Below are 25,281 nucleotides of genomic sequence, written 5' to 3'. Positions count from 1 at the left end.
CGTCTACATCCATGATCCCCCTTCTGCGGAGCGGCGGTGACATCGGGATTCGTCCGGGTCTGGGGGGTAGGGCGGTCATCACCGCCCCGGCGGACTGAAAAGGCCACGAGGGAACGAGGAGGGGGACACCGTGACCGAGCGTGATCCGCGATCCCGGCTTGAGGACGAGGGCGTTCCGGACCTGCAGGACGGCACGCCGGAGCAGGCGTGGGCCGAGGATCCCCAGGAGATGCCGCTGCCCGGCGACGAGCCGGTGGCGGTCGACGAGTACGGCACCACCGCCGAGGAGCAGCTGGCGGGCGAGCCGCTGGACCTCAGGCTGGCCAGGGAACAGCCCGAACCGACGGTGTCGGACGACGATCCGGAGCTGGCCTGGCCGCGCTGGCAGGACGAGGGCGAAGCGGCCGGGCGGCTGGTGGCGGAGGACGAGGGCGCCCATCCGGACCGGGAGAAGGACGCGGTGGCCAACGACGTCGGTGCGGACGGCGGGGGCTACACGGCCGAGGAGGAGGCCGTACGGATCGAACGGCCCGAGTGACCCTGCGGTCGGCCCGGTCTCACGAGGGGCAGGTCGCGTCCAGCGACACCGGCTTGGGCTGCTGCTGCGGGGCCGCGGTGCCGGCGACCGGGGTGCGCGGGCCGTTCGGCCGCGCGGTGGGCGTGGCCGGCCGGGACGGGCGGCGCTCGCGGTCGCTGATCGCCTGTGCGGTCAGCCGCCGGATCAGCGCGAAGTCGGGGTTGCCGGTATGGATGAGCGGCGGGACGAACTGGAGGCTCTGGATCTTCCCGCCGTCGCGGAACTTGCCCGACAGGTCGACCAGCGCGGGCAGCAGGCCCGCCGGGATGTCAGTGGAGATCGCGCGCCGGGTGGCGGTGGCCAGCCGCTCGAACTGGGTGAGCACCCGTTGCGGGTCGGCCTGCTGGGCGATCGCCCGCATCAGGCACTTCTGCCGGCCCATCCGCACGTAGTCGTCGCTGTTGCTGCGCGACCGGCCGTACCACAGGGCTTCCTTGCCGCTGAGCCTGCGGTCACCGGCCTGCAGCACCTCGCCGCGCAGGCCGTAGGGGATCGGCTGGTCGATCTTGACCCGGACCCCGCCCATGGCGTCGATGATCTCGGCGAAGCCGAACATGTCGACGAGGATGTAATAGTCGATGGACAGGCCGAGGATCTCACCGATGGTGCCCTTGACGAGCGCGGGGCCGCGCCGGTCCTTGGTCTTGCCCGGGACCATGTCGGGGTGGTCCTCGGCGTACTGGTAGACCTCGTTGAGCAGGCCGGGCGTCATCGCGCCGTCGCCGGTGAAGCCGTAGGGGAACCGGTTGCGGGCCGGGCCCGCCGGCATGGGGAAGCTCTCGAGGTTGCGCGGCAGGCTGAGCAGCACGGTGTTGCCGGTGCGGGTGTCGATGCTGGCCACGGTCATGCTGTCGGTGCGCACCCCGACCCGGTTGCTGGCGGCGTCGCCGCCCAGCAGCAGGATGTTGACCCGGTCCCGGCCCTTCCAGGGGTCCTCGCGGTCGATGGTGATGCCGCCGTCGTCCCCGAAGATGCTCGTCAGCGTGTCACGGTAGAGGTAGGTGCTGCGCGCCGTCCAGCCGACCGGGACGGCGACGGCCAGGCACAGCACCGTCACGACCAGCACCCCGGCGGTGCGGGGCGCGAACGACAGCCCGCCGGGCCGTACCGTCGCGTAGGACCAGACGATCACCGCGATCCAGACCAGTCCGAACACGAGGACGCCCGCCGCGATGCGCGACAACCACTCCGGCTGCACCGCGATCTGGAGCAGGTCCTGCTGGAACCAGACGGCGAGCGCGCCGCCGGCCAGGAGCAGGAGGGTGTAGAGCGACAGGAGCAGCCCGCCGGCGACCTTGCGGCCGGCCACGAGGTGGGCGACCCCCCAGACGAGCGCCGAGGCGAGGGTCAGGCCGAGGGCATGCGGAAGTTTCGGGCGGTCCCGAAGGGCGCCACCCGATCTGGCGCGCCGTTTGCCCGCACGTCTCCCCATCGAGGCTCCGATCCCACGCACCCTGAAAGGCTGTGTCACATATTGGACGCACGAGTCGAGCCGGTGGATTGCTCACTGGGGCATCCAGTACGAGCGGTGACGATTCTCACGTGCCTGACCTGTTCAGGATATTCCTGTCGTTGCCGGGTGCCGTGCCCTCCCCAGGATGAAGATCCGTTTTTGTTGCCGGTCTGCGGAGATTCTCACCACCCCCGCCGGAACGATTACCGTGCGTCGCGGGAATCGGCCGTTCTTCACCAACTCGTGGTGAGCGGCATGCCCTCGGCATAGCCCGCGGCCCCCTGTACGCCGACCAGCGCCCGCTCGTGGAACTCCTCCAGCGTCCGGGCGCCCGTGTAGGTGCACGAGCTGCGCAGGCCCGCCACGATCGAGTCGATGAGATCCTCCACTCCGGGCCGCTGCGGGTCCAGGAACATCCGCGAGGTGGAGATGCCCTCCTCGAACAGGGCCTTGCGCGCCCGGTCGAACGGGGAGTCCTCGGCGGTGCGCAGCCGCACGGCCCGGGCGGAGGCCATCCCGAAGCTCTCCTTGTACAGCCGGCCGTCCGCGGCGCGCTGCAGGTCTCCGGGCGACTCGTAGGTGCCGGCGAACCACGAGCCGACCATGACGTTGGAGGCTCCGGCAGCCAGCGCCAGGGCCACGTCGCGGGGGTGGCGCACCCCGCCGTCGGCCCACACGTGCCGGCCGAGCCGGCGGGCCTCGGCCGCACACTCCAGCACCGCGGAGAACTGGGGCCGTCCGACGCCGGTCATCATCCGGGTGGTGCACATCGCGCCCGGGCCCACGCCGACCTTGACGATGTCGGCGCCGGCCGCGACCAGGTCCCGGACGCCCTCGGCCGTGACGACGTTGCCCGCCACCACCGGGACCTCGGGATCGAGCCCGCGGATCGCCGCCAGCGCGCTGATCATCTTTTCCTGGTGGCCGTGCGCGGTGTCCACGATCAGAATGTCGGCCCCGGCCTCCAGCAGCGCCTTGGCCTTGCTCGCCACGTTGCCGTTGACACCGACCGCCGCGCCCACCCGGAGCCGTCCGCCGGCGTCGACGGCGGGCCGGTAGAGCGTGGCGCGCAGCGCCCCGGTGCGGGTGAGCAGGCCGGTCAGCCGGCCGGTGGCGTCGACCACCGGGGCGAGCCGGTGGCCCCGCTCGTGCAGCCGGTCGAACGCCTCCTGCGGGTCGACGGTGTCGGGCAGGGTCACCAGGTCGCGGGACATGATGTCGTGGAGTTGGGCGAACCGGTCGACGCCCTGGCAGTCGGCCTCGGTGACCACACCGACCGGGCGCTCGTCCTGGACCACGATCACGGCTCCGTGCGCGCGTTTGTGCAGCAGCCCCATCGCCTCGCCCGCGGTCGAACCGGGCGAGAGGCGAATCGGGGTGTCGAACACTAGATGCCGGGCCTTGACCCAGGAGATGACATCGGCCACGACATCAGTCGGAATGTCCTGAGGGATCACCGCGAGACCACCGCGCCGGGCGATGGTTTCGGCCATCCGGCGTCCGGCCACCGCGGTCATGTTGGCCACCACCAGTGGAATGGTCGTTCCGCTGGCGTCGCAGGTGGAGAGGTCGACATCCAGCCGTGATCCGATCGCCGACCTGCGAGGGATCATGAAGACGTCGTTGTAGGTCAGGTCGTGAGCGACACGCTCACCGTTCAGCAGGCGCACGGCTGTTCTCCACACCAAATCACGGGCCAGGAAATCGGGGCGGTGGGTCATCACCGCCCATTGTCGGCGATACCCGGCAGGGGCTGCCGGATGCCGTGCCGACCGACATGTCAGTGCAAGTGCACGCGCGGTGTGGGCCGAAAAACCGGATCCGGCTGGACGGAACCTATCAATAGAGCCCAGGGTCGTGACTTTTCGCTCTTTGCAGTGTTACCTCTTGACGAAATTACGGCAGCATTGGACTTTTCTTACATGTGCTCACGCGCGGGCGATCAGGGCCCGGCACGGGCGATTCGGACGGACATCGGGAGATGCGGATGCGATTCAGGCTCTGGCGGCGCACGCCGCCGTGGGGCGGAACGGGGGCCGTGACTTGCCCGCGCGGCCCGCAGTGGCGGGTCGCGCATCGGAAGAGATGGGCGGTGCCGCACGGGTGAGGGAGGGATCCCGGGCACGGTGCCCGTCGTGGCGATGTCGTGGCGGTCCGTGTCGCGTTGCATTCGTCGCCCCGGGCGTCGATCGCAGACGCATCAATCGCCATCGTCCGGAGCGAACACGAGCAAGATCAATATTTGACGGAGAACCGCTCCGAAGTGGAATGATCTTGCAAGCGGTGACAAAACCATTCATTGCCTGTCGAGGAGGAGACCCGTGCTGGATGCGGTCGACGCCGTGCTCGTCCGCGAGCTCCAGCGGGATGGCCGGGCGACGTTCCAGGCCCTGGCCGACCACGTCGGCCTGTCCCGCACCGCCGTGCGGGCCCGCGTGCAACACCTGCTGGAGACGGAGGTGGTGCGGGTCGTCGGCATCGTCCACTCCGCGGTGGTGGGCACCGGAGCGATCGGGCACCTCTCGATCACCGTGGCGGGAGCGGCCCGAAAGGTGGCCGAGGCGCTCGCCCAGCGCCCGGCGGTGAGCTTCATCGCGCTCACCGCCGGCCCGCACGACCTGGTCGCCCAGGTGCGGACCCGGGACGACGACGCGCTCGCCACGGAGGTGGACGAGCTGCGGCGCACGGCCGGGGTGCGCACGGCCGAGGTCTTCCGGTCAGTGGCGACGGTGCGCGACGCCCACTCGGTGGTCCGCGACCTCGGTGAGATCCAGCTCGACGACATTGACTGGCGGCTGCTCCAGGAGCTGCAACGCGACGGCCGGGCGCCCTACACCCGGCTGGCCCAGATCATCGGGCTGTCGCAGGCCGCCACCCGGGCCCGGGTGGTCCGGTTGATGCGCACCGGGGTCATCCAGGTGACCGGGCTCGCCGATCCGCTCGCCCTCGGTGCCGCCGAGCTCGGCGGGTTCGGCATCGTGGTCTCCGGCGGGCTGCGCCAGGTGGCCGACTCGGTGGCCCGCCAGGACGGCGTCCGGTACGTGGCGACCGGGTTCGGGCGGTACGACATCGTCGGCCAGGCGGAGGCGGCCACCCGGGCCGAGCTGGTCACCGTGCTCGACGCGATCCGCACCGTGCCCGGCGCGACGATCCGCGAATCCTGGCACCACCTCGACGTGGTCAAGGAGTCCTACGCCGCGGAACTCCCCGACCGCCCCCTCCTCGGCTGAGCACGGCTGAGCCGAGGAGGGAGCGGAGTGGATCGTGCGGGACGAGCGATCCGCGTAGCGAGTGAGGAGGGCTCAGCCGACGGCGAGCACGGCTGAGCCGGCGAGAGCCCGCCCCCGCGGGGGCGGGCTCAGTCGCGTGACAGCAGGGCCTCCTCGAGGTCGAGTTCATGCAGCACCCGTTCCAGTACCTCGTCGTCGATCCGGCGCTCGTTGCGGAACCGGATGAACACCTCGCGCTCGGCGGCCAGCATCTCGCGGCGCAGCCGCCGGTAGGTGGCGGTGGGCACCTCCTTGCCCTCGGGGCCGGTGCCCCCGCCCAGCCGCTCCCACGCCTTGAGGGTGCGGTGCTCGGCGAGCTGCCGCAGCCGGGCCACCACCTCGCCGTCGACCGAGTCGTCCGCCTCGACCGCCGTCTCCAGCCGGTCGAGGGCGGCCCGGGCGGCGGCGTGCTGGGCGGCGGCCTCGGAGACCATGTCGGTGTACCGCTCCCGGTCGCTTCCGATGCCGAGCCGGCGGATCAGGGCGGGGAACGTCGCCCCCTGGACCAGGAGCGTGCCGAGCACGGTGGTGAAGGTCAGGAAGAGCAGCAGGTCCCGGTTGGGGAACGGCTCCCCGCCGGGGGTGGACAGCGGGATGGCGAAGGCCGCGGCCAGCGACACCACCCCCCGCATCCCCGCCCACGAGAGCACGAAGAGGTTCCGCCGGTCCAGCCGGTCGTCGGCGTCCCGGTGCCGGTGCGACAGCAGCTCCGGGACGAGGGCGACCAGGAAGATCCACAGAAAGCGGGCCGCGACCGTGGCGAGGAAGACCGCCAGCGCCCACCAGCCCAGTGCGGGCCAGCCCTGCTCGGTCGACAACCCGTCCAGGATCGGCGGCAGCTGGAGCCCGATGAGCAGGAACACCACCGATTCCAGGATGAAGAGCAGGACGTCCCAGAACGACCTGCTCAGCAGGCGGGTGAGGGCCGACGACCCGGTGTCGCGGTGCCCCAGGTAAAGCCCGCTGACCACCACCGCGATCACCCCGGAGGCGTGCACTGCCTCGGCCGCCAGGTAGGCGGCGAACGGAGCCAGGATGGGCACCGCGGTCTCCACCAGCGGATCGTTCAGCCGGCTGCGCAGCAGTTGCAGCAGCGGGCCGAGGGCCAGCCCGATCGCCGCGCCGGCCAGGGCCGCGTACAGGAACCGCCCGCCGCCGGCGAGCAGCGAGAACCCGCCCCCCACCGCCGCCGCGAGCGCCACCCGGAACGCCGTCAGGGCGGTCGCGTCGTTGAAGAGGCTCTCGCCGACCAGGATCGTGACGACCCGGCGAGGCAACCCCAGCCGCTGGGCCACGCTGACCGCGGCCACCGCGTCCGGCGGGGCCAGCAGGGCGCCGAGGACGAACGCCGCCGGCAGCGGCAGACCCGGCACCACCAGGTGGGCCGTATAACCGATCACCAGCATGGTGAACAGCACCAGCCCCACCGACAGGAAGGAGATCGACCGCAGGTTCTCCCGCAGGTTGTAGTAGGAGCTGCGCCAGGCCGCCGAGAACAGCAACGGCGGCAGGAACACGAACAGCACGAACTCGGGATCCAGCTCGGCTCGCGGCATCCCCGGCACGAAGGACGCGGCCAGCCCCGCCACCACCAGGACCAGCGGCGCCGACAGGCCCAGCCGCCGGGCCAGCGCCGCCACCGCGACCGCGCCCGCCGGCAGGGCGAGCAGTTCGAGGGCGTGGGCCAGGTTCACGTGCTCTCCATGCCCGTTCTCGACATGGCAGCGTCAACCTGCTACGGCTCAGCCGTGTTCCCGGACGCGGGTCTCCTTGGCGAAAGCGAGAAAGTCCCGGGCGGCCTGCCCCAGCGGTCGGTGCGCGTGCACCAGCCCGAGCCGGCGGATGATCGGCGGCATGAAGGAACGGACGACCAGCCCGTCGACGTCATCGAGCTGGTTGCGGTACCACAGCACCGACCCCGCGCCCGCGCGCACCCAGCCGGTCCAGGCCGCCCGGTCGTCGGACTCCAGCGCCGGCACCGGGGTGACCCCGAGCCGGGCCAGGACGGCGTCGAGCTCGGCCCGGCGGGACCCGCCACGGGCAGGCAGCACCAGCCGCAGGCCGTTCAGCGCGTCCGGCGGCAGCGGATCACGCAGCTTCAGGTGGGGCGGCGAGATCAACACCACCTCGCGCTGCTCGAACGGGTGGGCGGCGAGGTCGCCCGGCACCGGAAGGTCCGTCATCGCGAGATCGGCCCGGCCGGTGCGCACCGCCCCCGCCACCTCCTCGCGTCCCGCGCAGCGGACGACCCGGACCCGCACCGCCGGCTGCTCCCGGGCGAACCGCGGGAGCAGCCGCCCGGTCAGCTCCGGTTCGAGCGTGGGGGTGGTGGCGATGCGCAGCTCGGACCCGCGCCCGCCCGCGTGGGCGGCGGACAGGCCCTCGATCGCCTCGACGGCCTTCAACGCCACCCGGGCCTGCCGGACCACCTGTTCGCCGACGGGGGTCAGCACCACCCCGCGCCCCGACCGGGCGAAGAGCTCCACACCCAGCTCGCGCTCGAGTTCCCGCACCGCCCGGGACAGGGCGGGCTGGGCGACGAACAGGGCCTGGGCCGCCGACGTCATCGTGCCGTGGTCAGCGGTGGCCACCACGTAGCGCAACTGACGCAGGTTCATTCTCTGACGGTAGGGCAACCGGCCGGAGCAGTCTCGGACATGGCCGGAATGGGGCCGTTCGGCCACACTCGCGGCTCAGGCCGGCTTGTTGTCGCCTGAACCTTCTCGCTCGCTGCGCGGATCGCTCGTCGGCTCAGGCGATGCACTGGTCGATGAAGCACCAGCGCCAGTCCTCGTCCGGCTCGAACGAGCGGATGACCGGGTGCTGGCTCGTGGCGTAGTGCTTGCTCGCGTGCCGCCCGGGCGAGGAGTCGCAGCAGCCGACGTGCCCGCAGCTCAGGCACAGCCGCAGGTGCACCCAGTGGCCGCCGGAGGCGAGACACTCCGCGCAGCCCTGCGGGGTGAGAGCCGCCGGGTCCTGGGACGGCAGTTCCGTCACATGCTCACATAGGCTCATATGTCCATCGTCGCACGTCAGGGCGGCTACCAGTGATCCGGACTGAAGGGCTCGTCCTCCGGGCGGCTGGACTTCGACAGCAGCCGCAGATCCGACTCGACCATCATGGCGACCAGTTCCTCGAAGCCCACCCGGGGCTCCCAGCGGAGCTGCTCGCGGGCCTTCTTCGGGTCGGCGCACAGCAGGTCGACCTCGGCCGGCCGGGTGTACTTGGCGTCGAGGACCACGTGGTCCTCCCAGTTTAGGCCGACGGCCTCGAAGGCGAACCGGACCAGGTCGCGCACCGAACGGGTCCGGCCGGTGCCGATGACGAAGTCCTCGGGGGAGTCCTGGGCCAGCATCAGCCGCATCGCCCGGGTGTAGTCACCGGCGTAGCCCCAGTCGCGGCGGGCCTCCAGGTTGCCCATCCGCAGCTCGGCGGCCAGGCCCAGCTTGATCCGGGCGGCACCGAGGGTGACCTTGCGGGTGACGAACTCGGCGCCCCGGCGCGGGGACTCGTGGTTGAACAGGATCCCGCTGACCGCGAACATGCCGTACGACTCGCGGTAGTTCTGGGTGATGTAGTGGCCGTAGGTCTTGGCCACCCCGTACGGGCTGCGTGGGTGGAACGGCGTCTTCTCGTTCTGCGGGGTCTCGCGGACCATGCCGAACATCTCCGACGACGACGCCTGGTAGAACCGGATCTGCTCGCCGGTCGGGGTCCGTGACGGGCTGATGCCCGAAACCACCCTGATCGCCTCCAGCATCCGGAGCACGCCCATGCCGGTGACCTCGGCGGTCAGTTCGGCCTGCTGCCATGACATCGGGACGTAGGAGATGGCGCCGAGGTTGTAGACCTCATCGGGGCGGACACGCTCGACGGCTGAAATCAGGCTGCCCTGATCGAGCAGGTCGCCCGTGGTGATGTGGACGTCACCGATGTGCTTGCGCAGCCGTGACACGTGCGGGTTGGCCTGTCCACGGACCAGGCCCCAGACCTCGTATCCCTGCTCCAGCAGATGCTCGGCGAGGTAGGAGCCGTCCTGCCCGGTGATGCCGGTGATGAGCGCTCGCCTGGTCAGCGGAACCTCCCTGGCCGAAAAGGGCAGACATCGGGTCTCGTCCGCGGGTTCGTGAACGAGTGTGAAATACGAGGTTAGCGACGGCTTGGGTGGATGACGAGCGCGGGACGGTCATTCGACCGAATCAGCTTCTATTTCGGCGCATCCGATATTACGTTCCGGGCCGGTCTGTGTGATTCTTTGATCATGCTGAGGCGTGCCGGCGTACGGTGCCGGCCCGGGGGAGAGGACGACCGCTTGCCATCAGAACCACTGCGGCTGGGCGGACGGGACCTGCCCCGCTCCGCGATCATGGCCGTGGTCAACCGCACCCCGGACTCCTTCTACGACCGGGGGGCGACCTACGCCTTCGACGCGGCGCTGGCCGCGGTGGACCGCGCGGTCGCCGGGGGCGCCGACATCGTCGACATCGGCGGGGTCAAGGCGGGCCCCGGCGACGAGGTCGGCGTCGCCGAGGAACTGCGCCGGGTGGTGGACCTGGTGGCCGCCGTCCGGTCCCGCCACCCCGGCGTCGTGATCAGTGTCGACACCTGGCGGGCCGAGGTGGGGGCGGCCGTCGCCGCGGCCGGAGCCGACCTGCTCAACGACACCTGGGGCGGAGTCGATCCGGAACTGGCGGCGGTGGCGGCCGAACACGGCATCGGCCTGGTCTGCGCGCACGCCGGCGGGCAGCGACCCCGCACCCGGCCGCACCGGATCGCCTACGCCGACGTGGTCGCCGACGTGCTGCGGCACGTCGTCGCCGAGGCCGAGCGGGCGGCGGCCCTGGGCGTCCCCCGGAACGCGATCCTCATCGACCCGGCGCACGACTTCGGCAAGAACACCCGCCATTCGCTGGAGATCACCCGGCGGCTCGCCGAGCTGACCGACACCGGGTGGCCGGTCCTGGTGGCGGTGTCGAACAAGGACTTCATCGGCGAGACGCTCGGCCAGCCGGTCGAGAAGCGCGGGGTGGGCACGCTGGCGGTGCTGGGAGTGTCGGCCTGGCTGGGCGCCCGGGTGTTCCGGGTGCACGACGCGGACGCCGCCCGGCGGGCCCTCGCCGCGGTCGCCGCGCTGGGTCAGCCGCCGGCGACCTCGCGCTGCCGGGCCCGGTAGGCCGCGACGTGCATGCGGTTGCCGCAGGTACGGCTGTCGCAGTAGCGCCGGCACCGGTTGCGCGACAGGTCGACCAGCACCCGCGCGCAGTCGGGCGCCGCACAGGTCCGCAGCCGTTCGAGCTCGCCGGCGGCCACCACGTACGCCAGCGCCATGCCGCAGTCGGCCGCCAGGTGCTCGGCCATCGACGCCCCCGGTGCGAAGAAGTGCACGTGCCAGTCGTAGCCGTCGTGATCGGTGAGGTGCGGGGTGGTGCGCACCCCGCCCACGATCTCGTTGATCAGGCCGACCGCCGCCGGAACGCCGTCGGCGCTGAACACGGCGTGGAAGCGATCGCGCATCGCGTGCACCTGCGCGAGGTCGTGCTCGTCCAGTGCGGAGACGTCGCTGAACCGGTTGCGCGTGACGAAGAGCCAGAGTGCCTCGACGTCGGTGAGGCCCTCCTCACCGCCGGCGGCCGGGGCAGAGTTGATCAGATCCACGACGGTGCCGAGGGCATGCTCGGTGTCATGAGTGAAGATCACGGTGGCTCCAGGGTGGGGGGACCGGGGCGGATCGCGGCCTCCTCACCCTATGCCGCCGATCAGCGGGTGTAGAGCGGATCGGCGACCACTGGATAGTAGGAGTTCTCGTGCTGCACCCGCATGATGATGGTGGAACCCTCGAGCTGGTAGTCGGCCTTGACCGGGCGGGCCATCACGTCGGCCGCCCAGGGCGAGTAGAAGCGGCCCACGGTCGCGCCGTAACGCAGGTGCACCACGTCGAACCCGCCCGACGGCATGCCCTCCAGCACCAGCCCGTCGGGAAGCTGGACGGGGAAGCGGAACTCCGTGGGCGCGTCCGGCCCGTGCAGCACCGTCAGCAGCCGGACGCCCCCCGCGGTGGTCTGCGCCACGATGTCGGTGTCGACCTCGGCGCCCACGAAGACCCGCAGGCTGGGCCGGACCAGGGTCGGCGCCTGGTCGCCCGCCGAGCAGTCGATGCCGATGTGGATGCGCTGGCCGTCCTTGGTCGGAGCCCAGGCGCCCTCGCGGGCCCGCTGGCCCCAGTGCACGTCGGGATCCTCCGCCTCCTGCGGCTCGTGCTTTCCCCGTGCGACGAGAACCCGCGATGCGGCGTTCATCGCCGCGGTCGCCCCATCCCGTGCATGTCTCATGGCGGGCCCCCTCGCCTCGTGCCACCGTCGAATTCCGGCGCTGCTTCGCTCTACCACGGTGAAAAGCGCCCTAGGGGTTGAATCCGTTACCGCGTTGGGGTGCTATGTGGTGTATCTGCAGTGCGACGTAGGACCTTACACCAAGGTAAAGTGATCTTGGTGGCCGCGGCCTATCCCGGTATGACCAGCGGCAACATGACCGCCGAGGGGTGGTCGGGGTCGTGGAAGACCTCCTGCTCCGCCGCGGCCAGCCGCACGGCGGTGGCCAGTGGCTCACCGGTGCCCGGATTGCGGGCGAACCGGGGATGGCAGCCGCTCGACACCTGGACCCGGATCCGATGACCGGTCCCGAACCGGTGCGCGGTCGGCCACAGCCGCACCCGTACCGTCCGGACCCCGTCCGGGCCGGCGGGGAAGCGCTCCGGATCGACCCGCTGGAGCCCGTCGCAGACGTTCAGCGACCGGCCCCCCGGCGCCACGTCGCACACCCGGACGAACACGTCGGTGTGCGCCCGGCTGGAGCGCAGCCGGATGTCGGCCTCGACCGGCCCGATCACCTCGACCGGCGCGGCCAGCGGCTCCCCGGTGTAGACGAGCACATCCGGCCGGGCCTCCAGCGCGCGGTTGTCCTTGGGGCCGGCGCCCGGGCCCAGCAGCGGGCCGCCGACCCCGGGAGTGGGGTCGGCCGGGTCGTAGCGGTACCGGTCCGGTGACGACGCGTCCGGCGGCTCCGGCGCGAGCCGGCCGCCCGCGTGCAGGTGCCAGGGCCGCGGCGCGACCCCGGGCGGCGGCCACTCGGGGAGGTCGCGCCACCCGCCCCCGTCCCCCTGGACGTACAGCCGGACGGGAAGCTCGCGCAGCCCGCCACGGTCGCCGGTGACCGCGGCGCGGAACCAGGCCAGCGCCTCGGTGAGCGCGGCGCCGAAACCGGCCGGGGAGGAGTGCGTCCAGGGGCCGATCGTCAGGTGCGGGCGCAGCCCGGCCGCGCGCAGCGCCATATAGTCGTCGAGCTGGGAGGCCAGGAACAGGTCGTGCCAGCCGCCGACCAGGGTGACCGGGGCGGACACCTCGCCGACCCGGGCCCGGTGGTCGCGATCGGGCAGCCAGTACGGGTCCCCCTGCTCTCCCGCGGCCAGCCAACGCTGGAACCACTCCACCCGCCGCCCGGTGGCCGTCACGTCCGCCTCCGCCAGCGGCAGCCGGTCGAAGGCCGCGGCCAGCCGGCGGCCGGCGGTCAGCGCGCGCAGCCGGCCGCGCAGCGTCCGGTCGCGCTGCCGGAGCAGCATCGCGGTCCACGACAGGCAGCCGCGCAGCGTGTAGGAACCGCCGAGGTAGGTCTGGTCGCGGAACTGCGAGGCGGTGAACGAGGGGGCCAGCGCCGCCAGCCGGTCGCCGGCGTCCGCGGCCATCGCCCACTGCGCGTACCCCAGGTAGCTCGGCCCGAAGACCAGCACCGGGCCGGTGGACCAGGAGTGCCGCTCGATCCAGTCGAGCGTGTCGAGGCCGTCGTCGCGCTCCCGGCCATAGGGGTCGAACTCCCCGCCCGAGCCCCCCGTGCCCCGGCAGGCCTGGAGCAGTACCCGGTGGCCGCGCTCGGCGAGCGGGCGGCTCAGCACGGCGGCCAGGACCCCGCTCCGGCCGTAGGGGGTCCGCACCAGCACGGTGGGCGGGTCCGGCACCCGGCGCGGGGTGTAGAGGTCGGCGATCAGGTCGATCCCGTCGCGCATCGGCACCCGCAGTCCGCGCGTCACCTCGACATCGCGGGTGAGCGCGGGCGGCAGGCTGAGTACCCGGTCGGCGATCCGGCTGGAGAGGGCCACCCGTCCACCCTAGGACCGCCGGCCGGGTCAGCCGGCGGCGGTGGCGACCGGGTGCCCGGAGCGGGGCAGGGCGGTCGCCTCCGCGAGCACCTCGGAGAGCCGGTCGAGCGCGCCGGAGATCCAGGGCAGGACCAGCGGGTCAGGCGCGTCCAGGGCCGCCAGCCGGAGCTCGTCGGTCTCGCCGTAGAGCAGGCTGGTCGCCACCCGCAGCCGCAGCGCCGCGGCGGGCTCGCCGAAGGCGCTGCCAGGCAGGGTGCCGACCCCGTACCGCTCCAGCAGCGACTCGGCCAACTCGACCCCGGTGGCGGCGCCGAGCCGGTCGCGCAGCGGCTCCAGGTCCGGGTAGACGTAGAACCCCGCCTGGGGGGCCGGCACCCGGGCGCCGGCCGCCGCGAACCGCCCGGCCACCGCCGCGGCCACGGCGGCGTGCAGCCGCCGGGAGCGCTCGATGTGCTCGACCAGCTCGGGCGGTTCCGCGAAGGCGTACGCGGCGGCCTGCTGGACCGGCGCGGGCGCGGTGGACCAGATCTCGCTGGCCGTGCCCAGCAGACTGGCCCGCAGGGCGTCGCCGGCCGGGCCCTCAGGCAGCCGGGCCACGCCCAGCCGCCAGCCGCCCAGCGCCAGGTTCTTGCTGATCGCGGTGGTCGTCACGGTGCGTTCGGGCGCGAACCGGGCCGGGCCGGCGACGCCGCGGCCGGGCTCGTGGACCAGGTCCCGGTAGATCTCGTCGGAGATGATGGTCAGGCCGTGCTCCCGGGCCACCCGGCACAGCCGCCGCACGGTCCGCTCGGTGGCCAGCGTGCCGGTGGGATTGTCGGGGAGGGTCACCACCACCGTCCGGATGTCGCGGCCCGCCGCGCGGCCCCGGACCACGGCGTCGGCGAGCAGGTCCGGGTCGGGCACCCCGCCCTCCCCGGGCAGGGTGGGCACGAAGACCGGCCGGGTTCCGCAGAGGGCGGCCTGTGCCGCGTAGCTCACCCAGCTGGGCCGGGGTACCACCACATCGCCGCCCAGGGCGAGCAGCAGCACGTACAGCAGCGCCTTGCTGCCGGGCCCGCAGACCATCTGGTCGGGATCGGTCGGCAGCCCGCGCCGCGTCCAGTACCCGGCCGCGGCCGACCGCAGGGCCGCCGAGCCCGCCACCGGCCCGTACCCGCCCAGTCCCGCCGCCCCGGCCAGCTCCCGCCGTAGCGCGGGGTGCACGGGCAGGCCCGCCTCGCCGAAGGCCAGCGGGAGCACCCGGACGCCCTCGCGGCGCTTGCGGGCCAGCGTCTCGTTGGCGGCGAGGGTGGCCGACACGGCCGGCACCGGCACGGGACAGGGTTCGTGGGGAAGGTCCTGGTCAGGCATGGGTGCTCTCCCGGGAAGGGGGTGCATGCCGAGATCGGCCGCACGTCGGGTTCAAGGTGTTTCGTCAATGCTCATCCCCGGTTAGCATCGATACAAGCGAGGCTTAGCGACGCTGACCATGAGGAATTCCGATGCTAGATCTGCGCCGGCTGCGGCTGCTCGCGGAGTTCTCCCGGCGGGGCAGCATCGCCGCCACCGCGGCCGCCCTCGGCTACACCCCCTCGGCGGTGTCCCAGCAGCTCGCCACCCTGGAACGGGAGGCGGGGACGGCGCTGCTCGACCGCACCGCCCGCAGCGCCGAGCTGACCGACGCGGGCCGGCTGCTGGCCGCCCGGGCCGAAGGCATCCTGGCCATGGTCGAGGCCGCGGAGGCCGAACTGTCCGAGGGCGCCGGCAGGCCGTCCGGCCGGGTGGTGGTCACCGCGTTCCCCACCGCGGCGGTCGCCTACGCCCCGGCCCTGGCGCACAGCCTGGCCGACCACCCCGACCTCACCTTCGTGCTCCGGCAGACCCGGACGGCCGACGGCATCCGGCAGGTCCGGTCGGGCGAGGCCGACATCGCCCTGGTCGACGACTGGACGGGCCGCCTGGCCGCCCAACTGCCCGCCACGCTGCGGTTCTTCCGGCTGCGCCGGGACCCGCTGGTGCTCGTGGTGCCGCCGTGGCATCCGCTGTCCGACCCCGAGCAACCCGTCGATCTGCGGGAACTGCTGTCGGAGGCGTGGATGGCGGCACCGTTCGGCGAACCGTCCCGGCAGGCGGTGGACCGGCTGCTCGACGACGTGGGGGGCGCGCCCCCGGTGCCCTGGGAGTTCGAGGGGCTGCACACCATCCTCAGCCTGGTGGCCCGCGGGGTGGGGATCGCGGCCGTTCCGGAACTGGCGCTGGCCGCGGGCGAGCCGGGCGTGGCGGTCCGCCGGATCCCAGGGTGCGACCAGGCCCGCGAGGTCTACGCCGTCACCCGGACCGCGGGTGTCCGGCGGCCCTCGGTGGCGGTGACGCTCCGCGCCCTGCACGCCGCGGCGCAGCGGGTGGCGCCGGCCCCGGCGTAGCGGCCGTCAGGAGAGCGCCGCCCGCGGGCCGCCGAGCCCGCCGGTGCCCAGGTCGGCGCGCCGCCCGGCGGCCTGGCCCGCGGAGTAGCCGTCGGCGCGCACCCGCTGGCCGCGTCCCCGGCCCAGCGCCGGGAACCGGGCCCGGAACTCGGCGGAGACCCGCTCCTCGTCGCCGACCAGCACGAGAGCCCGCGTCGCGCCGGCGCAGGCCGCCGTGGCGGCCTCCTCGCGCAGCCGGACCCGGGCCGCCTCGATCCGCCGGGCCACCGCGTCGGCGTGGCCGACGAGGAAGGCCCGGAAGTAGCCGTTGGCCCACCGGCTGCGGTCGGACGCGCGGGCGAACGCCTCCTCGGGGATCGTGCGCATGTACGCGTCGGTCACCCGGTGGGCCGCCCCCTCGGCCTGTAGGTCGAGGGAGGGCAGCAGCAGGGCCAGCGCGTCGCGGGCGGCCCGGGTGGTGACGACGAGCAGGGTGATGTCCCGCCGGTAGGCGCCGTCCCCGCGGACGGCGTACCGCCCGCCGTGGGCCCGGATCACCGCGCCGCACGCCGCCGACCGGGCCCGCGCGTGGCCTCCGGCGCCGGAGGCCACGCGCTCCCAGTAGACGACCGGTTCGGGCCGCTCGCCGCGCTCGGCCCGCAGCGACGCCTCGTCGAGCGCGTACCGCATCATCAGTTCCGCGGCCTTGGCGTGCGCGGCCTCGGCCTCCGGGCGCGGGGTCGCCGGATGCTCGGCGGTCGCCAGCAGTGCCCGCACCCGTCCCTCGATCCTGTCCGCGTCCATGCCCGGGAGCATGCCAGGGAATCCGCCGTGGTGGGCCGCTCGGGCCCGAGCACTGCCCGGTGGTGGGGGATCTGTGGTGAATCCCTGCTTTCCCTGTCCGATCATCACGTACCGTGGAGCAGTCCCATCGGCCCATTCGTTTCGGGGACCTCTCACCACATGACCCTCCTTGACCGCCCTGCGCCGCTGCCGTCCGTCCAGCACGTCCCGGCCGGGGGGCACTGCTTCGAACTGCCCCGGCTGACCGCGATGCTCCGGCACGCGCTGCCGAGGTTCGTCGAGGGTGTGATCGCGCCGGTGGCGGTCTTCTACGCGGCCCTGGTGCTGCTCGGTCTCAACGGGGCGCTGGTCGCGGCCGTGACCTGGGTCTACGGCGGCATCGCCTGGCGCTACCTGCGCACCGGGTCGGTGCCGGGGATGCTGATGCTCGCCGGCCTGGGTGTGACGGTGCGGGCCGGGCTGGCCGCGGCCACGCACAGCCCGGTGATCTACTTCCTCCAGCCCACCCTGGGCACCCTGCTGGTGAGCATGGCGTTCCTGGCCTCGGTGCCGTTGGGCCGGCCGCTGGCCCAGAAACTGGCCACCGACATGGTGCCGATGCCGGAGGCGTTCCTCGAACATGCCCGGGTGCGGCGGTTCTTCCTGCGGATCTCGCTGCTGTGGTCCATGGTCTTTCTCACCAATGCCCTGTTCAGCCTCTGGATGCTCTTCAACGAGTCGATCGCGACCTTTCTGTGGGTGCGTACGGGCGTGGTGACCCTGCTCGGCGCGCTGGCGGTCGCGGTGTCGCTGTACGGGTTCCGGCGCTGCCTGCACCACGTCAACGGCGAGCCCGTTCCGGCCTGAGGATCTTCCGCAACGCTTCGGTCTCGGCTGCCGGGAAAGCCGGTGCGTTCCGGTCTCATCGGCGACTTTTGTCGCTAATGTCTCTGGGGTATAGACCGGGGTTTTGGAGGTTCACGGTGCAGCGCAGGTTTGCCGCGGGTACGTTGCGCGGGGTTCGGGCTACGGCCGGGCTGACGGGAGCGGCACTCCTGCTCGCGACGGCGTGCTCGGGAGGCGGCGGCGGCACGAAGGGCGACAGCGGCGTCACCGTGGGCGGCACCGAGGACGCGGCGGCGCCCCACGTCACCATCACCCCTGGCGACGGGAACACCAAGGCCCGGCCCGACCAGGGTGTGGTCATCAAGGCCGCCAACGGGACGCTCGACCAGGTCTCCGTGCTGGCCGGGCAGCGGGCCGTCACCGGCGAGATGTCCGCCGACCGCACCACCTGGAAGTCGCGCACCCTGGTGCCGGGCGTGGCGTACGTGGTGTCGGTGACCGCCAAGAACGCGCAGAAGAGCACCACCGCGACGAGCAAGTTCCGCACCCTGCGGGCGGCCAACCCGCTGAGCGTCATCGACGTCACGCCGATGGCCGGGGAGACCGTCGGGGTCGGCATGCCGATCACGGTCACCTTCAACCGCACGGTCACCGACCGCAAGGCCGTCGAGCGGGCCTTGACGATCAAGTCGACCAAGCCCGCGGTGGGCGCCTGGTACTGGGTCAGCGGCCAGCAGGTGATCTTCCGGACCAAGAACGGGCAGTACTGGCAGCCGAACCAGCAGGTGGCCCTGTCGGCCAAGCTGGCCGGGGTCAAGGCGGGCAAGGACGTTTACGGCACCCGGGACGTCAACCGCAAGTTCAAGATCGGTGACTCCCACATCAGCACCATCAGCACCAAGACCAAGAAGATGGTCGTCAAGGTCAACGGCAGGGTCCGCAAGACCACCGGGATCAGCGCCGGCAAGGGTGGCCGGGTCGTCAACGGGGTGGACACCTACCTCACCACCAACGGCGTGCACCTCACCATGAGCAAGCACCGCGTGGAGATCATGACGTCCGAGTGGATGGGCGTCGACCCCGAGGACAAGGAGAACGGCGGCTACAAGGAAGTGATCCCGTTCGCCGTCCGCATCTCCAGCAGCGGCGAGTACGTGCACGCCATGGGCAGCCGGATGTGGGCGATGGGCCAGGTGAACGCCAGCCACGGCTGCGTGAACTCCCCGCCGGTCTTCGCGCAGTGGTTCTACAACCTCTCCTACCGCGGTGACGTGGTCGTCGTGACCGGCTCCAAGCGGCAGCTGGCCTGGAACAACGGCTGGTCCTACTACCAGATGCCGTGGACGCAGTGGGTCCGGGGAAGCGCCCTGAAGCAGGAGGTCAGCACCGGCTGAACCGCCGGGCGAGCGGTGCGGGGCGGGCCACCCGGAGTTCCGGGCCCGCCCCGCAGGGCTTTTCAGTCCAGGGTGAGGCTCTCGTGCGGGGACTCGGCCAGTTCGGCGTGCAGCGAGCCCCAGAAGGCCAGCTCCTCGTCCTCCTGCAGGGTGGAGATCTTGCCCCAGAACTCGCGGTCCTCGGCCTCGGCCGCGGTCACCGCGCTGATGATCGGCATCATCTCGGTACCGGCCTCGGCGGCGTCCAGGTCGGCCGGGGTCATGTCGACGGGCAGCTCCACCGGGGTGCGGTGGTGCTTGCCGCGCTTGCGGACGCGCACCGGCGGGGAGGCGGCGAACTTCGCGGTGCGGGACTTGCCGACCGCCAGCGCCACGCTGCCGACCAGGATGAGGGCCAGCGCGCCGGTGACCACCGCGGTCTCCTGCCCGGCGAGCGGCGGCGTCCACCCCTCGGGGGAGGAGTCGGCGGCGGTGGTCACCCTGGCGGGCAGGTCGCCGGTGACCTGCCCGGTGGACGGCGGGGGCGCGGCGTGCTTGGGCACGTAGCCGGTGCCCTCGTCCCGGGTGACCTTCACCTTGGCGGGGTAGCCGTAGCCGACGATGATGCCGTCGTCGCGGACCTTGCGCTTGAGGTGGATGCCGTCGACGTTGGCCTCGATCGTGTGGATCTTCTTGCCGTCGATCTTCTCGACGATGCCGACGTGGTCGATCCGGTCGATGGAGTTGGAGCCGGACCAGTCGAAGAAGACGATGGCGCCGACCTCGGGCTCGGTGCCCCAGGCGCCGTGCCCCTCGAACCACTTGGCGTGCTGGACGGTGCCGGCGAACTCGCCCACCGAGTCCTCGATGCCCGCCTCGTTGGCGGCCCAGGCGAGGAACATGTCACACCAGGGGGCGGTCTTGAAATACGCGTCGTGGTCGGCGTCGACGTTCTTGGCGAACCAGTCGCCGAATTTGGTGTAACCGTCTGCCTTCTCGGTGTAACCGAGCTCGCCCTTGGCGACTTCGAGCAGCTTCTTGCCTATCTCGTCCATGGCTCCATGGCTCTCCCCAACCGCCGACCGGGTGAGCTGACGGGTGGGGCCAGGAGTTGCCCCTCCGCGCACGACGGACTTACCCCGGATGTCGTGGGTCCCCGGCTCCCCGGCGGTAGTGGCGGTACCACCGGGATGTGGCGGCCGGCCCGCCCCTCCCCGATGGAGGTAGATCACAGGCCGATCACGGAGGAATGTACTTGAAGTTACTCGGGGGCGCCAACGGAACGCCAAGAAGACACCATGGAAGATCTATATAGATAGGTTTCGGTCTTCCCCTACCAGAGGGTAGGGACCCGGTGGTCGGGCCAGAGTATGCGCCCGCTTACCATCCCTGCCATGACGGTGCCGCGTGAAGAACCCGGAACGGACGGAGGGCTCGCCCCTCCGGCGTCCTCCGGAGAGGACCTCGACCTGGCCGCGGGCTTCCCCCAGGTCGACCGCGATCACTGGCGGGAACTGGTCAGGACGGTGCTGAGCCGATCCGGCGCGGCGACCGCCGACACCCCCCTCGCCGAGATCGAGGAACCGCTGACCCACCGCGGCTACGACGGTGTCGCCGCGGCCCCGCTCTACACGGCCGAGGACGCGGTGCCCGCCCGCCCGGGGCTGCCCGCGCACCTGCGCGAGATCCGCCCGGACGAGGAGGGCCTGGCGGGCTGGGACGTCCGGCAACGGCACGTGCACCCCGATCCGGCGGTCGTTCGCGCCGCGGTGCTGGCCGACCTGCAGAACGGCGGCACCTCCGTATGGCTGCGGCTGGGCGACGGCGGAGTCCCGGTGGCCGGGCTGCCCGAGGTACTGGCGGACGTCCTGCTGGACCTGGCACCGGTGGTACTGGACGCGGGAACCCGCACCGAGGAGGCCGCCGAGGCGTTCTTCACCGTGATCGCCGAGCGGGATGCCGCCGCCCAGGTGATGGGCGGCCTGGGCGCCGATCCGCTGGGCCTGGCGGCCCGTACCGGGAGCGCACCGGAGACCGGATCCGCCGCCGCGCTGGCGGTGCGCTGCGCCCGGGAGTTCCCCCGGCTGCGCGCGATCACCGTTGACGCTACCGTCCACCACGACGCGGGCGGCGGCGACGCCCATGAGCTCGGCGGAGCGCTGGCCGCGGGCGTCGCCTACCTGCGCGCGATGACCGACGCCGGGCTGTCCGTCGACGAGGCGTTCGCCCAACTGGAGTTCCGGTACGCGGCCACCGCCGACCAGTTCCGCACCATCGCCAAACTGCGGGCGGCCCGGCGGCTGTGGGCCCGGGTGGCCGAGGTGAGCGGCGCCGCCGAGGGCGCCCTGCGGCTGCACGCGGTGACCTCCGAGCCGATGATGACCCGCCGCGACCCGTGGGTGAACATGCTCCGCACCACCGTGGCGTGCTTCGCCGCCGGGGTCGGCGGCGCCGACGCGGTCACCGTCGCACCGTTCGATGCCCGGCTCGGCCTGCCCGACGACTTCGCCCGCCGGATCGCCCGCAACACCCAGACCCTGCTGCTGGAGGAGTCGAGCCTGGCCCGGGTCGCCGACCCGGCCGGCGGCTCCTGGTACGTCGAGCGGCTGACCGAGGACCTGGCCCGGGCCGCCTGGGACTGGTTCACCGAGATCGAGCGGGCGGGCGGGTTCGCCACCGCCCTGGAGTCCGGCCTGATCGCCGGGCGGCTGGCCGGCGCCTGGGAGCGCCGCCGCGCCGACCTGGCCCACCGCCGTGCCCCCCTCACCGGGGTCAGCGAGTTCCCGAACCCGGCCGAGCGGCTGCCCGAGCGGGCCCCCGCGCCCGCACCGGCCGGCGGCGGGCTGCCCCGGATCCACTACGCGCAGGACTTCGAGGCGCTGCGCGACCGGGCCGACCGGCACGCCGCCGCCACCGGTACCCGGCCCCGGGTGTTCCTGGCCGTGCTGGGGCCGGTGGCCGCGCACACGGCCCGGGAGACCTTCGCCGCCAACCTCTTCCAGGCCGGCGGCGTCGAGACCGTCTCCGGCCCCCCGGCGGAGTTCACCGGCGGGCCCGGCGCGGTGGCCTGCCTGTGCTCCAGCGACAAGATCTACGCGGAGCAGGCCGTGGACGCCGCCCGCGAGCTCACCGCGGCGGGCGCGGTGCAGGTCTGGCTGGCCGGGAAGGGCGAGTACGACGGCGTGGCCGGCCGCCTCTTCGCCGGCTGCGACGCCGTCGGCGTCCTCCGCACGACCCTGGACGACCTGGGAGTGGCCCCATGACGATCCCCGACTTCTCCGATGTCGAACTCGGCGCCCCCGTCCCGGCCGAGGAGACCGTCCGGCAGTGGCGCGCCGCGGTCGCGGAGGCGACCGGCAAGGACGCCGACGAGTTCACCTGGGAGACCCCCGAGGGCATCGACGTCAAGCCGGTCTACGGCGCGGCCGACCTGGCCGGCCTGGACTTCCTGGCGGGCTACCCGGGTGTCGCCCCCTACCTGCGCGGCCCGTACGCGCCCATGTACACCACCCAGCCGTGGACGATCCGCCAGTACGCCGGGTTCTCCACCGCGGAGGAGTCCAACGCCTTCTACCGGCGCAACCTGGCCGCCGGGCAGAAGGGCCTGTCGGTCGCCTTCGACCTGGCCACCCACCGCGGCTACGACAGCGACCACCCGCGGGTGGCCGGCGACGTCGGCATGGCCGGGGTGGCGATCGACTCCATCTACGACATGCGGCAGCTCTTCGCCGGCATCCCGCTGGACCGGATGAGCGTGTCGATGACCATGAACGGCGCGGTGCTGCCCGTGCTGGCGCTCTACATCGTGGCCGCCGAGGAGCAGGGGGTGGCGCCGGAGCAGTTGGCCGGGACCATCCAGAACGACATCCTCAAGGAGTTCATGGTCCGCAACACCTACATCTATCCGCCGGCGCCGTCGATGCGGATCATCTCCGACATCTTCGCGTTCACCTCGCGGCGGATGCCGAAGTTCAACTCCATCTCGATCTCCGGCTACCACATTCAGGAGGCCGGGGCCACGGCGGACCTGGAGCTGGCCTACACCCTGGCCGACGGCGTGGAGTACCTGCGGGCGGGCCGCGCCGCGGGGCTCGACATCGACGCGTTCGCCCCCCGGCTGTCGTTCTTCTGGGCGATCGGCATGAACTTCTTCATGGAGGTCGCCAAGATGCGGGCGGCCCGGCTGCTGTGGGCCCGGCTGGTCCGCGAGTTCGGGCCCAAGAACGCCAAGTCGCTGTCGCTGCGCACGCACAGCCAGACCTCGGGCTGGTCGCTGACCGCCCAGGACGTCTTCAACAACGTGGCGCGCACCTGTGTCGAGGCGATGGCCGCCACGCAGGGGCACACCCAGTCGCTGCACACCAACGCGCTGGACGAGGCGCTGGCGCTGCCCACCGACTTCTCCGCCCGGATCGCCCGCAACACCCAGCTGCTGCTCCAGCAGGAGTCGGGTACCACGCACGTGATCGACCCGTGGGGCGGCAGCGCGTACGTCGAGCGGCTGACCTACGACCTGGCCCGCCGCGCCTGGGGGCACATCCAGGAGGTGGAGGCCGCCGGCGGCATGGCCAAGGCGATCGACGAGGGCCTGCCCAAGCTGCGGATCGAGGAGGCGGCGGCGCGCACCCAGGCCCGGATCGACTCCGGCCGCCAGCCGGTGATCGGCGTCAACAAGTACCGGCCGGACGCCGACGAACCGATCGAGGTGCTCAAGGTCGACAACGTCTCGGTCCGCGCCCAGCAGCTCGACAAGCTGCAGCGGCTGCGCGCCGAGCGGTCGGAGGCCGACGTCGCGGCGGCGCTGGCCGCGCTGACCGGGGCGGCGGGCGCGCCGAGCGGCCCCGACCTGGAGGGCAACCTGCTGGCTCTGGCGATCGACGCGGCCCGCGCCAAGGCGACCGTGGGCGAGATCTCGGACGCGCTGGAGCAGGTCTACGGGCGTCATGCCGGGCAAATCCGTACGATCACGGGTGTGTACCGCAACGAGGCCGGCCCTGCCTCCAACATCGAGCAGAGCCGGGCGGCGACCGCCCGGTTCGAGGAGGCCGAGGGCCGCCGCCCCCGGATCCTGGTCGCCAAGATGGGCCAGGACGGCCACGACCGCGGCCAGAAGGTGATCTCCACGGCCTTCGCCGACCTCGGCTTCGACGTCGACGTGGGCCCGCTGTTCCAGACCCCCGCCGAGGTCGCCCGGCAGGCGGTCGAGGCCGACGTGCACATCGTCGGGGTGTCCTCCCTGGCCGCCGGTCACCTCACCCTGGTGCCGGCGCTGCGCGCGGAGCTGGCCGAACTGGGCCGCGCGGACATCATGATCGTCGTGGGCGGGGTGATCCCGCCGGGCGACTTCGACGAGCTGCGCGCGGCGGGCGCCAGCGCGATCTTCCCGCCGGGCACGGTCATCGCCGACGCCGCCATCGACCTGCTGGGCGAGCTGTCGGCGCGGCTCGGGCACGCGTGATGCCGGACGTCCCGGACTACGCGAAGGGGGTACGGGAGGGCGCGCGGGCATGGATCGCGCGCGCCATCACCCTGGTGGAGTCCACCCGGCCCGACCACCGGGAGCTGGCCGGCCGGCTGCTGGCCGAACTGACCCCGGACGCGGGCCGGGCACGCCGGGTGGGCATCACCGGCGTTCCCGGTGTCGGCAAGTCCACCTTCATCGACGCGCTCGGCACGGACCTGACCGCGGCCGGGCACCGGGTGGCGGTGCTCGCGGTGGACCCTTCCTCCACCCGGCACGGCGGCAGCATCCTGGGCGACAAGACGCGGATGGCCCGGCTGGCGGTGGATCCCGCCGCGTTCATCCGGCCGTCGCCCACCGCCGGCACCCTCGGCGGGGTCGCCCGGGCCACCCGGGAGGCCATGGTCGTGATGGAGGCGGCCGGGTACGACGTGGTGCTCGTGGAGACCGTCGGGGTGGGCCAGTCGGAGACCGCGGTCGCCCAGATGGTCGACACGTTCCTGTTCCTGACGCTGGCCCGCACCGGCGACCAGCTGCAGGGCATCAAGAAGGGCGTGCTGGAGCTCGCCGACGTGATCGCGGTCAACAAGGCCGACGGCCCGCACGAGCTGGAGGCCCGCAAGGCCGCCCGCGAGCTGGCCGGGGCGTTGCGCCTGCTGCGCTCCGAGGGCGCCCGGGACACCCCCGTCCTCACCTGCAGCGCCCTGGCGGGCAGCGGGCTCGACACCGTCTGGAAGCACGTCGAGCGGCACCAGGACGAGCTGGCGGCCACCGGGGAACTGGCCGAGCGCCGGCGCCGCCAGCAGGTCCAGTGGATCTGGGCGATGGTGGAGGACCGCCTGCTGTCGGGGCTGCGGGCCGACCCGGCGGTGCGGGCGCTGGTGCCCGGCCTGGAGCGGGCGGTGGCCGAGGGGAGCCTGCCGCCTTCGATCGCCGCGGAGCGGATTCTGGACGCGTTCTCCGGCCTTTCCTGACCCGTCCTGACCGT

The 25,281-nt window shown here is 72.7% G+C and carries 21 protein-coding genes and 1 riboswitch; of the genes, 9 read left to right on the top strand and 12 right to left on the bottom strand.

Translation table 11 applies throughout. The features are described from left to right. Window positions 1-130 precede the first annotated feature (130 nt). The gene (locus DPM19_RS32230) at window positions 131-538 is read left to right on the top strand and encodes a DUF5709 domain-containing protein (RefSeq protein WP_111871866.1); all 408 of its coding nucleotides are present in this window, start codon (window positions 131-133) and stop codon (window positions 536-538) included. Window positions 539-557: 19 nt separating this feature from the next. Here the strand turns inward: DPM19_RS32230 and DPM19_RS32225 are convergent, their stop codons facing one another. Both DPM19_RS32225 and DPM19_RS32220 read right to left on the bottom strand, forming a co-directional pair. Continuing rightward, the gene (locus DPM19_RS32225) at window positions 558-2,009 is read right to left on the bottom strand and encodes an LCP family protein (RefSeq protein ID WP_111871865.1); all 1,452 of its coding nucleotides are present in this window, start codon (window positions 2,007-2,009) and stop codon (window positions 558-560) included. A gap of 254 nt (window positions 2,010-2,263) precedes the next feature. Further along, window positions 2,264-3,700 carry a GuaB1 family IMP dehydrogenase-related protein gene (locus DPM19_RS32220; protein ID WP_111871864.1) on the bottom strand — a complete coding sequence of 479 codons (1,437 nt, stop codon included), beginning with the start codon at window positions 3,698-3,700 and terminating at the stop codon, window positions 2,264-2,266. A 651-nt stretch (window positions 3,701-4,351) separates the two neighbouring features. Between DPM19_RS32220 and DPM19_RS32215 the strand changes: the two genes are divergently transcribed. Next, window positions 4,352-5,260: an Lrp/AsnC family transcriptional regulator gene (locus DPM19_RS32215; protein WP_111871863.1), complete on the top strand. Its 909-nt coding sequence runs from the start codon at window positions 4,352-4,354 to the stop codon at window positions 5,258-5,260. 128 nt (window positions 5,261-5,388) lie between these two features. Here DPM19_RS32215 and DPM19_RS32210 read toward each other — a convergent pair whose 3' ends face one another. From DPM19_RS32210 to DPM19_RS32195, 4 genes are all read right to left on the bottom strand, one after another. Then, window positions 5,389-6,993, bottom strand: coding sequence for a Na+/H+ antiporter (locus DPM19_RS32210; RefSeq protein ID WP_111871862.1), 1,605 nt, complete (start codon window positions 6,991-6,993; stop codon window positions 5,389-5,391). Between the two features lie 48 nt (window positions 6,994-7,041). Next, window positions 7,042-7,917 carry a LysR family transcriptional regulator gene (locus DPM19_RS32205; RefSeq protein ID WP_111871861.1) on the bottom strand — a complete coding sequence of 292 codons (876 nt, stop codon included), beginning with the start codon at window positions 7,915-7,917 and terminating at the stop codon, window positions 7,042-7,044. Window positions 7,918-8,050: 133 nt separating this feature from the next. Further along, window positions 8,051-8,314: a UBP-type zinc finger domain-containing protein gene (locus DPM19_RS32200; RefSeq protein ID WP_111871860.1), complete on the bottom strand. Its 264-nt coding sequence runs from the start codon at window positions 8,312-8,314 to the stop codon at window positions 8,051-8,053. Between the two features lie 26 nt (window positions 8,315-8,340). Further along, on the bottom strand, window positions 8,341-9,375 hold the full coding sequence (locus DPM19_RS32195) for a GDP-mannose 4,6-dehydratase (protein ID WP_111871859.1): 1,035 nt from the start codon (window positions 9,373-9,375) through the stop codon (window positions 8,341-8,343). Between the two features lie 291 nt (window positions 9,376-9,666). Here DPM19_RS32195 and folP point away from each other — a divergent pair, with 291 nt between their 5' ends. Next, complete coding sequence (gene folP, locus DPM19_RS32190; RefSeq protein WP_233511017.1) at window positions 9,667-10,473, top strand: dihydropteroate synthase; 807 nt, start codon at window positions 9,667-9,669, stop codon at window positions 10,471-10,473. Here folP and DPM19_RS32185 read toward each other — a convergent pair. The 4 genes from DPM19_RS32185 to DPM19_RS32170 all read right to left on the bottom strand — a co-directional run bounded on the left by DPM19_RS32185 (window position 10,437) and on the right by DPM19_RS32170 (window position 14,799). Further along, a complete protein-coding gene (locus DPM19_RS32185) occupies window positions 10,437-10,997 on the bottom strand; it encodes a CGNR zinc finger domain-containing protein (protein WP_111871857.1) in 561 nt (186 codons plus the stop codon). The genes folP and DPM19_RS32185 overlap by 37 nt on opposite strands. A gap of 59 nt (window positions 10,998-11,056) precedes the next feature. After that, window positions 11,057-11,629, bottom strand: coding sequence for a hypothetical protein (locus DPM19_RS32180; RefSeq protein WP_111871856.1), 573 nt, complete (start codon window positions 11,627-11,629; stop codon window positions 11,057-11,059). Window positions 11,630-11,799: 170 nt separating this feature from the next. Beyond that, window positions 11,800-13,449, bottom strand: a complete 1,650-nt coding sequence (locus tag DPM19_RS32175; RefSeq protein ID WP_199485396.1) for a CocE/NonD family hydrolase — start codon at window positions 13,447-13,449, stop codon at window positions 11,800-11,802. A 27-nt stretch (window positions 13,450-13,476) separates the two neighbouring features. Then, window positions 13,477-14,799 (bottom strand): pyridoxal phosphate-dependent aminotransferase, encoded by a 1,323-nt coding sequence (locus DPM19_RS32170; protein ID WP_111871855.1) that lies wholly within the window; start codon window positions 14,797-14,799, stop codon window positions 13,477-13,479. A 131-nt stretch (window positions 14,800-14,930) separates the two neighbouring features. Here DPM19_RS32170 and DPM19_RS32165 point away from each other — a divergent pair, with 131 nt between their 5' ends. Continuing rightward, the gene (locus DPM19_RS32165) at window positions 14,931-15,851 is read left to right on the top strand and encodes a LysR family transcriptional regulator (RefSeq protein ID WP_111871854.1); all 921 of its coding nucleotides are present in this window, start codon (window positions 14,931-14,933) and stop codon (window positions 15,849-15,851) included. Window positions 15,852-15,857: 6 nt separating this feature from the next. Here DPM19_RS32165 and DPM19_RS35955 read toward each other — a convergent pair whose 3' ends face one another. Beyond that, complete coding sequence (locus DPM19_RS35955; RefSeq protein WP_199485395.1) at window positions 15,858-16,634, bottom strand: DUF2786 domain-containing protein; 777 nt, start codon at window positions 16,632-16,634, stop codon at window positions 15,858-15,860. A gap of 159 nt (window positions 16,635-16,793) precedes the next feature. Between DPM19_RS35955 and DPM19_RS32155 the strand changes: the two genes are divergently transcribed. Together DPM19_RS32155 and DPM19_RS32150 are read left to right on the top strand one after the other, a co-directional pair. Continuing rightward, a complete protein-coding gene (locus DPM19_RS32155; protein WP_111871853.1) occupies window positions 16,794-17,480 on the top strand; it encodes a VC0807 family protein in 687 nt (228 codons plus the stop codon). A 116-nt stretch (window positions 17,481-17,596) separates the two neighbouring features. Then, window positions 17,597-18,853: a L,D-transpeptidase gene (locus DPM19_RS32150; protein WP_233511011.1), complete on the top strand. Its 1,257-nt coding sequence runs from the start codon at window positions 17,597-17,599 to the stop codon at window positions 18,851-18,853. Between the two features lie 62 nt (window positions 18,854-18,915). Here the strand turns inward: DPM19_RS32150 and DPM19_RS32145 are convergent, their stop codons facing one another. Continuing rightward, the gene (locus tag DPM19_RS32145) at window positions 18,916-19,887 is read right to left on the bottom strand and encodes a CHAP domain-containing protein (protein ID WP_111871851.1); all 972 of its coding nucleotides are present in this window, start codon (window positions 19,885-19,887) and stop codon (window positions 18,916-18,918) included. Window positions 19,888-19,893: 6 nt separating this feature from the next. Next, a riboswitch (cyclic di-AMP (ydaO/yuaA leader) is annotated at window positions 19,894-20,021 on the bottom strand. A 205-nt stretch (window positions 20,022-20,226) separates the two neighbouring features. On the opposite strand from DPM19_RS32145, the gene DPM19_RS32140 reads away from it, so the two are divergent. Genes DPM19_RS32140 through meaB form a run of 3 tightly spaced genes read left to right on the top strand, consistent with a single transcriptional unit; the run spans window position 20,227 to window position 25,267 of the window. Then, complete coding sequence (locus DPM19_RS32140; protein WP_111871850.1) at window positions 20,227-22,095, top strand: methylmalonyl-CoA mutase subunit beta; 1,869 nt, start codon at window positions 20,227-20,229, stop codon at window positions 22,093-22,095. Further along, on the top strand, window positions 22,092-24,290 hold the full coding sequence (gene scpA, locus DPM19_RS32135; protein ID WP_111871849.1) for a methylmalonyl-CoA mutase: 2,199 nt from the start codon (window positions 22,092-22,094) through the stop codon (window positions 24,288-24,290). The genes DPM19_RS32140 and scpA overlap by 4 nt, the downstream gene beginning before the upstream one ends. Continuing rightward, window positions 24,290-25,267, top strand: a complete 978-nt coding sequence (meaB, locus tag DPM19_RS32130; protein WP_111871848.1) for a methylmalonyl Co-A mutase-associated GTPase MeaB — start codon at window positions 24,290-24,292, stop codon at window positions 25,265-25,267. The genes scpA and meaB overlap by 1 nt, the downstream gene beginning before the upstream one ends. The last annotated feature ends 14 nt before the right edge of the window (window positions 25,268-25,281 follow it).

This window comes from Actinomadura craniellae (assembly GCF_003289645.1).
In the GTDB taxonomy this organism is placed as follows: Bacteria; Actinomycetota; Actinomycetes; order Streptosporangiales; family Streptosporangiaceae; genus Actinomadura_D; species Actinomadura_D craniellae.
Note: the sequence above shows the minus strand (reverse complement) of the source record. Positions and strands in the feature narration are given on the sequence as shown.

Coding starts and splice junctions, on each gene's coding strand:
- DPM19_RS32225 (WP_111871865.1), bottom strand. CDS start 2,009: ATGGGGAGACGTGCGGGCAAACGGCGCGCCAGATCGGGTGGCGCCCTT.
- DPM19_RS32205 (WP_111871861.1), bottom strand. CDS start 7,917: ATGAACCTGCGTCAGTTGCGCTACGTGGTGGCCACCGCTGACCACGGC.
- DPM19_RS32200 (WP_111871860.1), bottom strand. CDS start 8,314: ATGAGCCTATGTGAGCATGTGACGGAACTGCCGTCCCAGGACCCGGCG.
- folP (WP_233511017.1), top strand. CDS start 9,667: ATGGCCGTGGTCAACCGCACCCCGGACTCCTTCTACGACCGGGGGGCG.
- DPM19_RS32180 (WP_111871856.1), bottom strand. CDS start 11,629: ATGAGACATGCACGGGATGGGGCGACCGCGGCGATGAACGCCGCATCG.
- DPM19_RS32170 (WP_111871855.1), bottom strand. CDS start 14,799: ATGCCTGACCAGGACCTTCCCCACGAACCCTGTCCCGTGCCGGTGCCG.
- DPM19_RS32165 (WP_111871854.1), top strand. CDS start 14,931: ATGCTAGATCTGCGCCGGCTGCGGCTGCTCGCGGAGTTCTCCCGGCGG.
- DPM19_RS35955 (WP_199485395.1), bottom strand. CDS start 16,634: ATGGACGCGGACAGGATCGAGGGACGGGTGCGGGCACTGCTGGCGACC.
- DPM19_RS32155 (WP_111871853.1), top strand. CDS start 16,794: ATGACCCTCCTTGACCGCCCTGCGCCGCTGCCGTCCGTCCAGCACGTC.
- DPM19_RS32145 (WP_111871851.1), bottom strand. CDS start 19,887: ATGGACGAGATAGGCAAGAAGCTGCTCGAAGTCGCCAAGGGCGAGCTC.
- DPM19_RS32140 (WP_111871850.1), top strand. CDS start 20,227: ATGACGGTGCCGCGTGAAGAACCCGGAACGGACGGAGGGCTCGCCCCT.
- scpA (WP_111871849.1), top strand. CDS start 22,092: ATGACGATCCCCGACTTCTCCGATGTCGAACTCGGCGCCCCCGTCCCG.
- meaB (WP_111871848.1), top strand. CDS start 24,290: ATGCCGGACGTCCCGGACTACGCGAAGGGGGTACGGGAGGGCGCGCGG.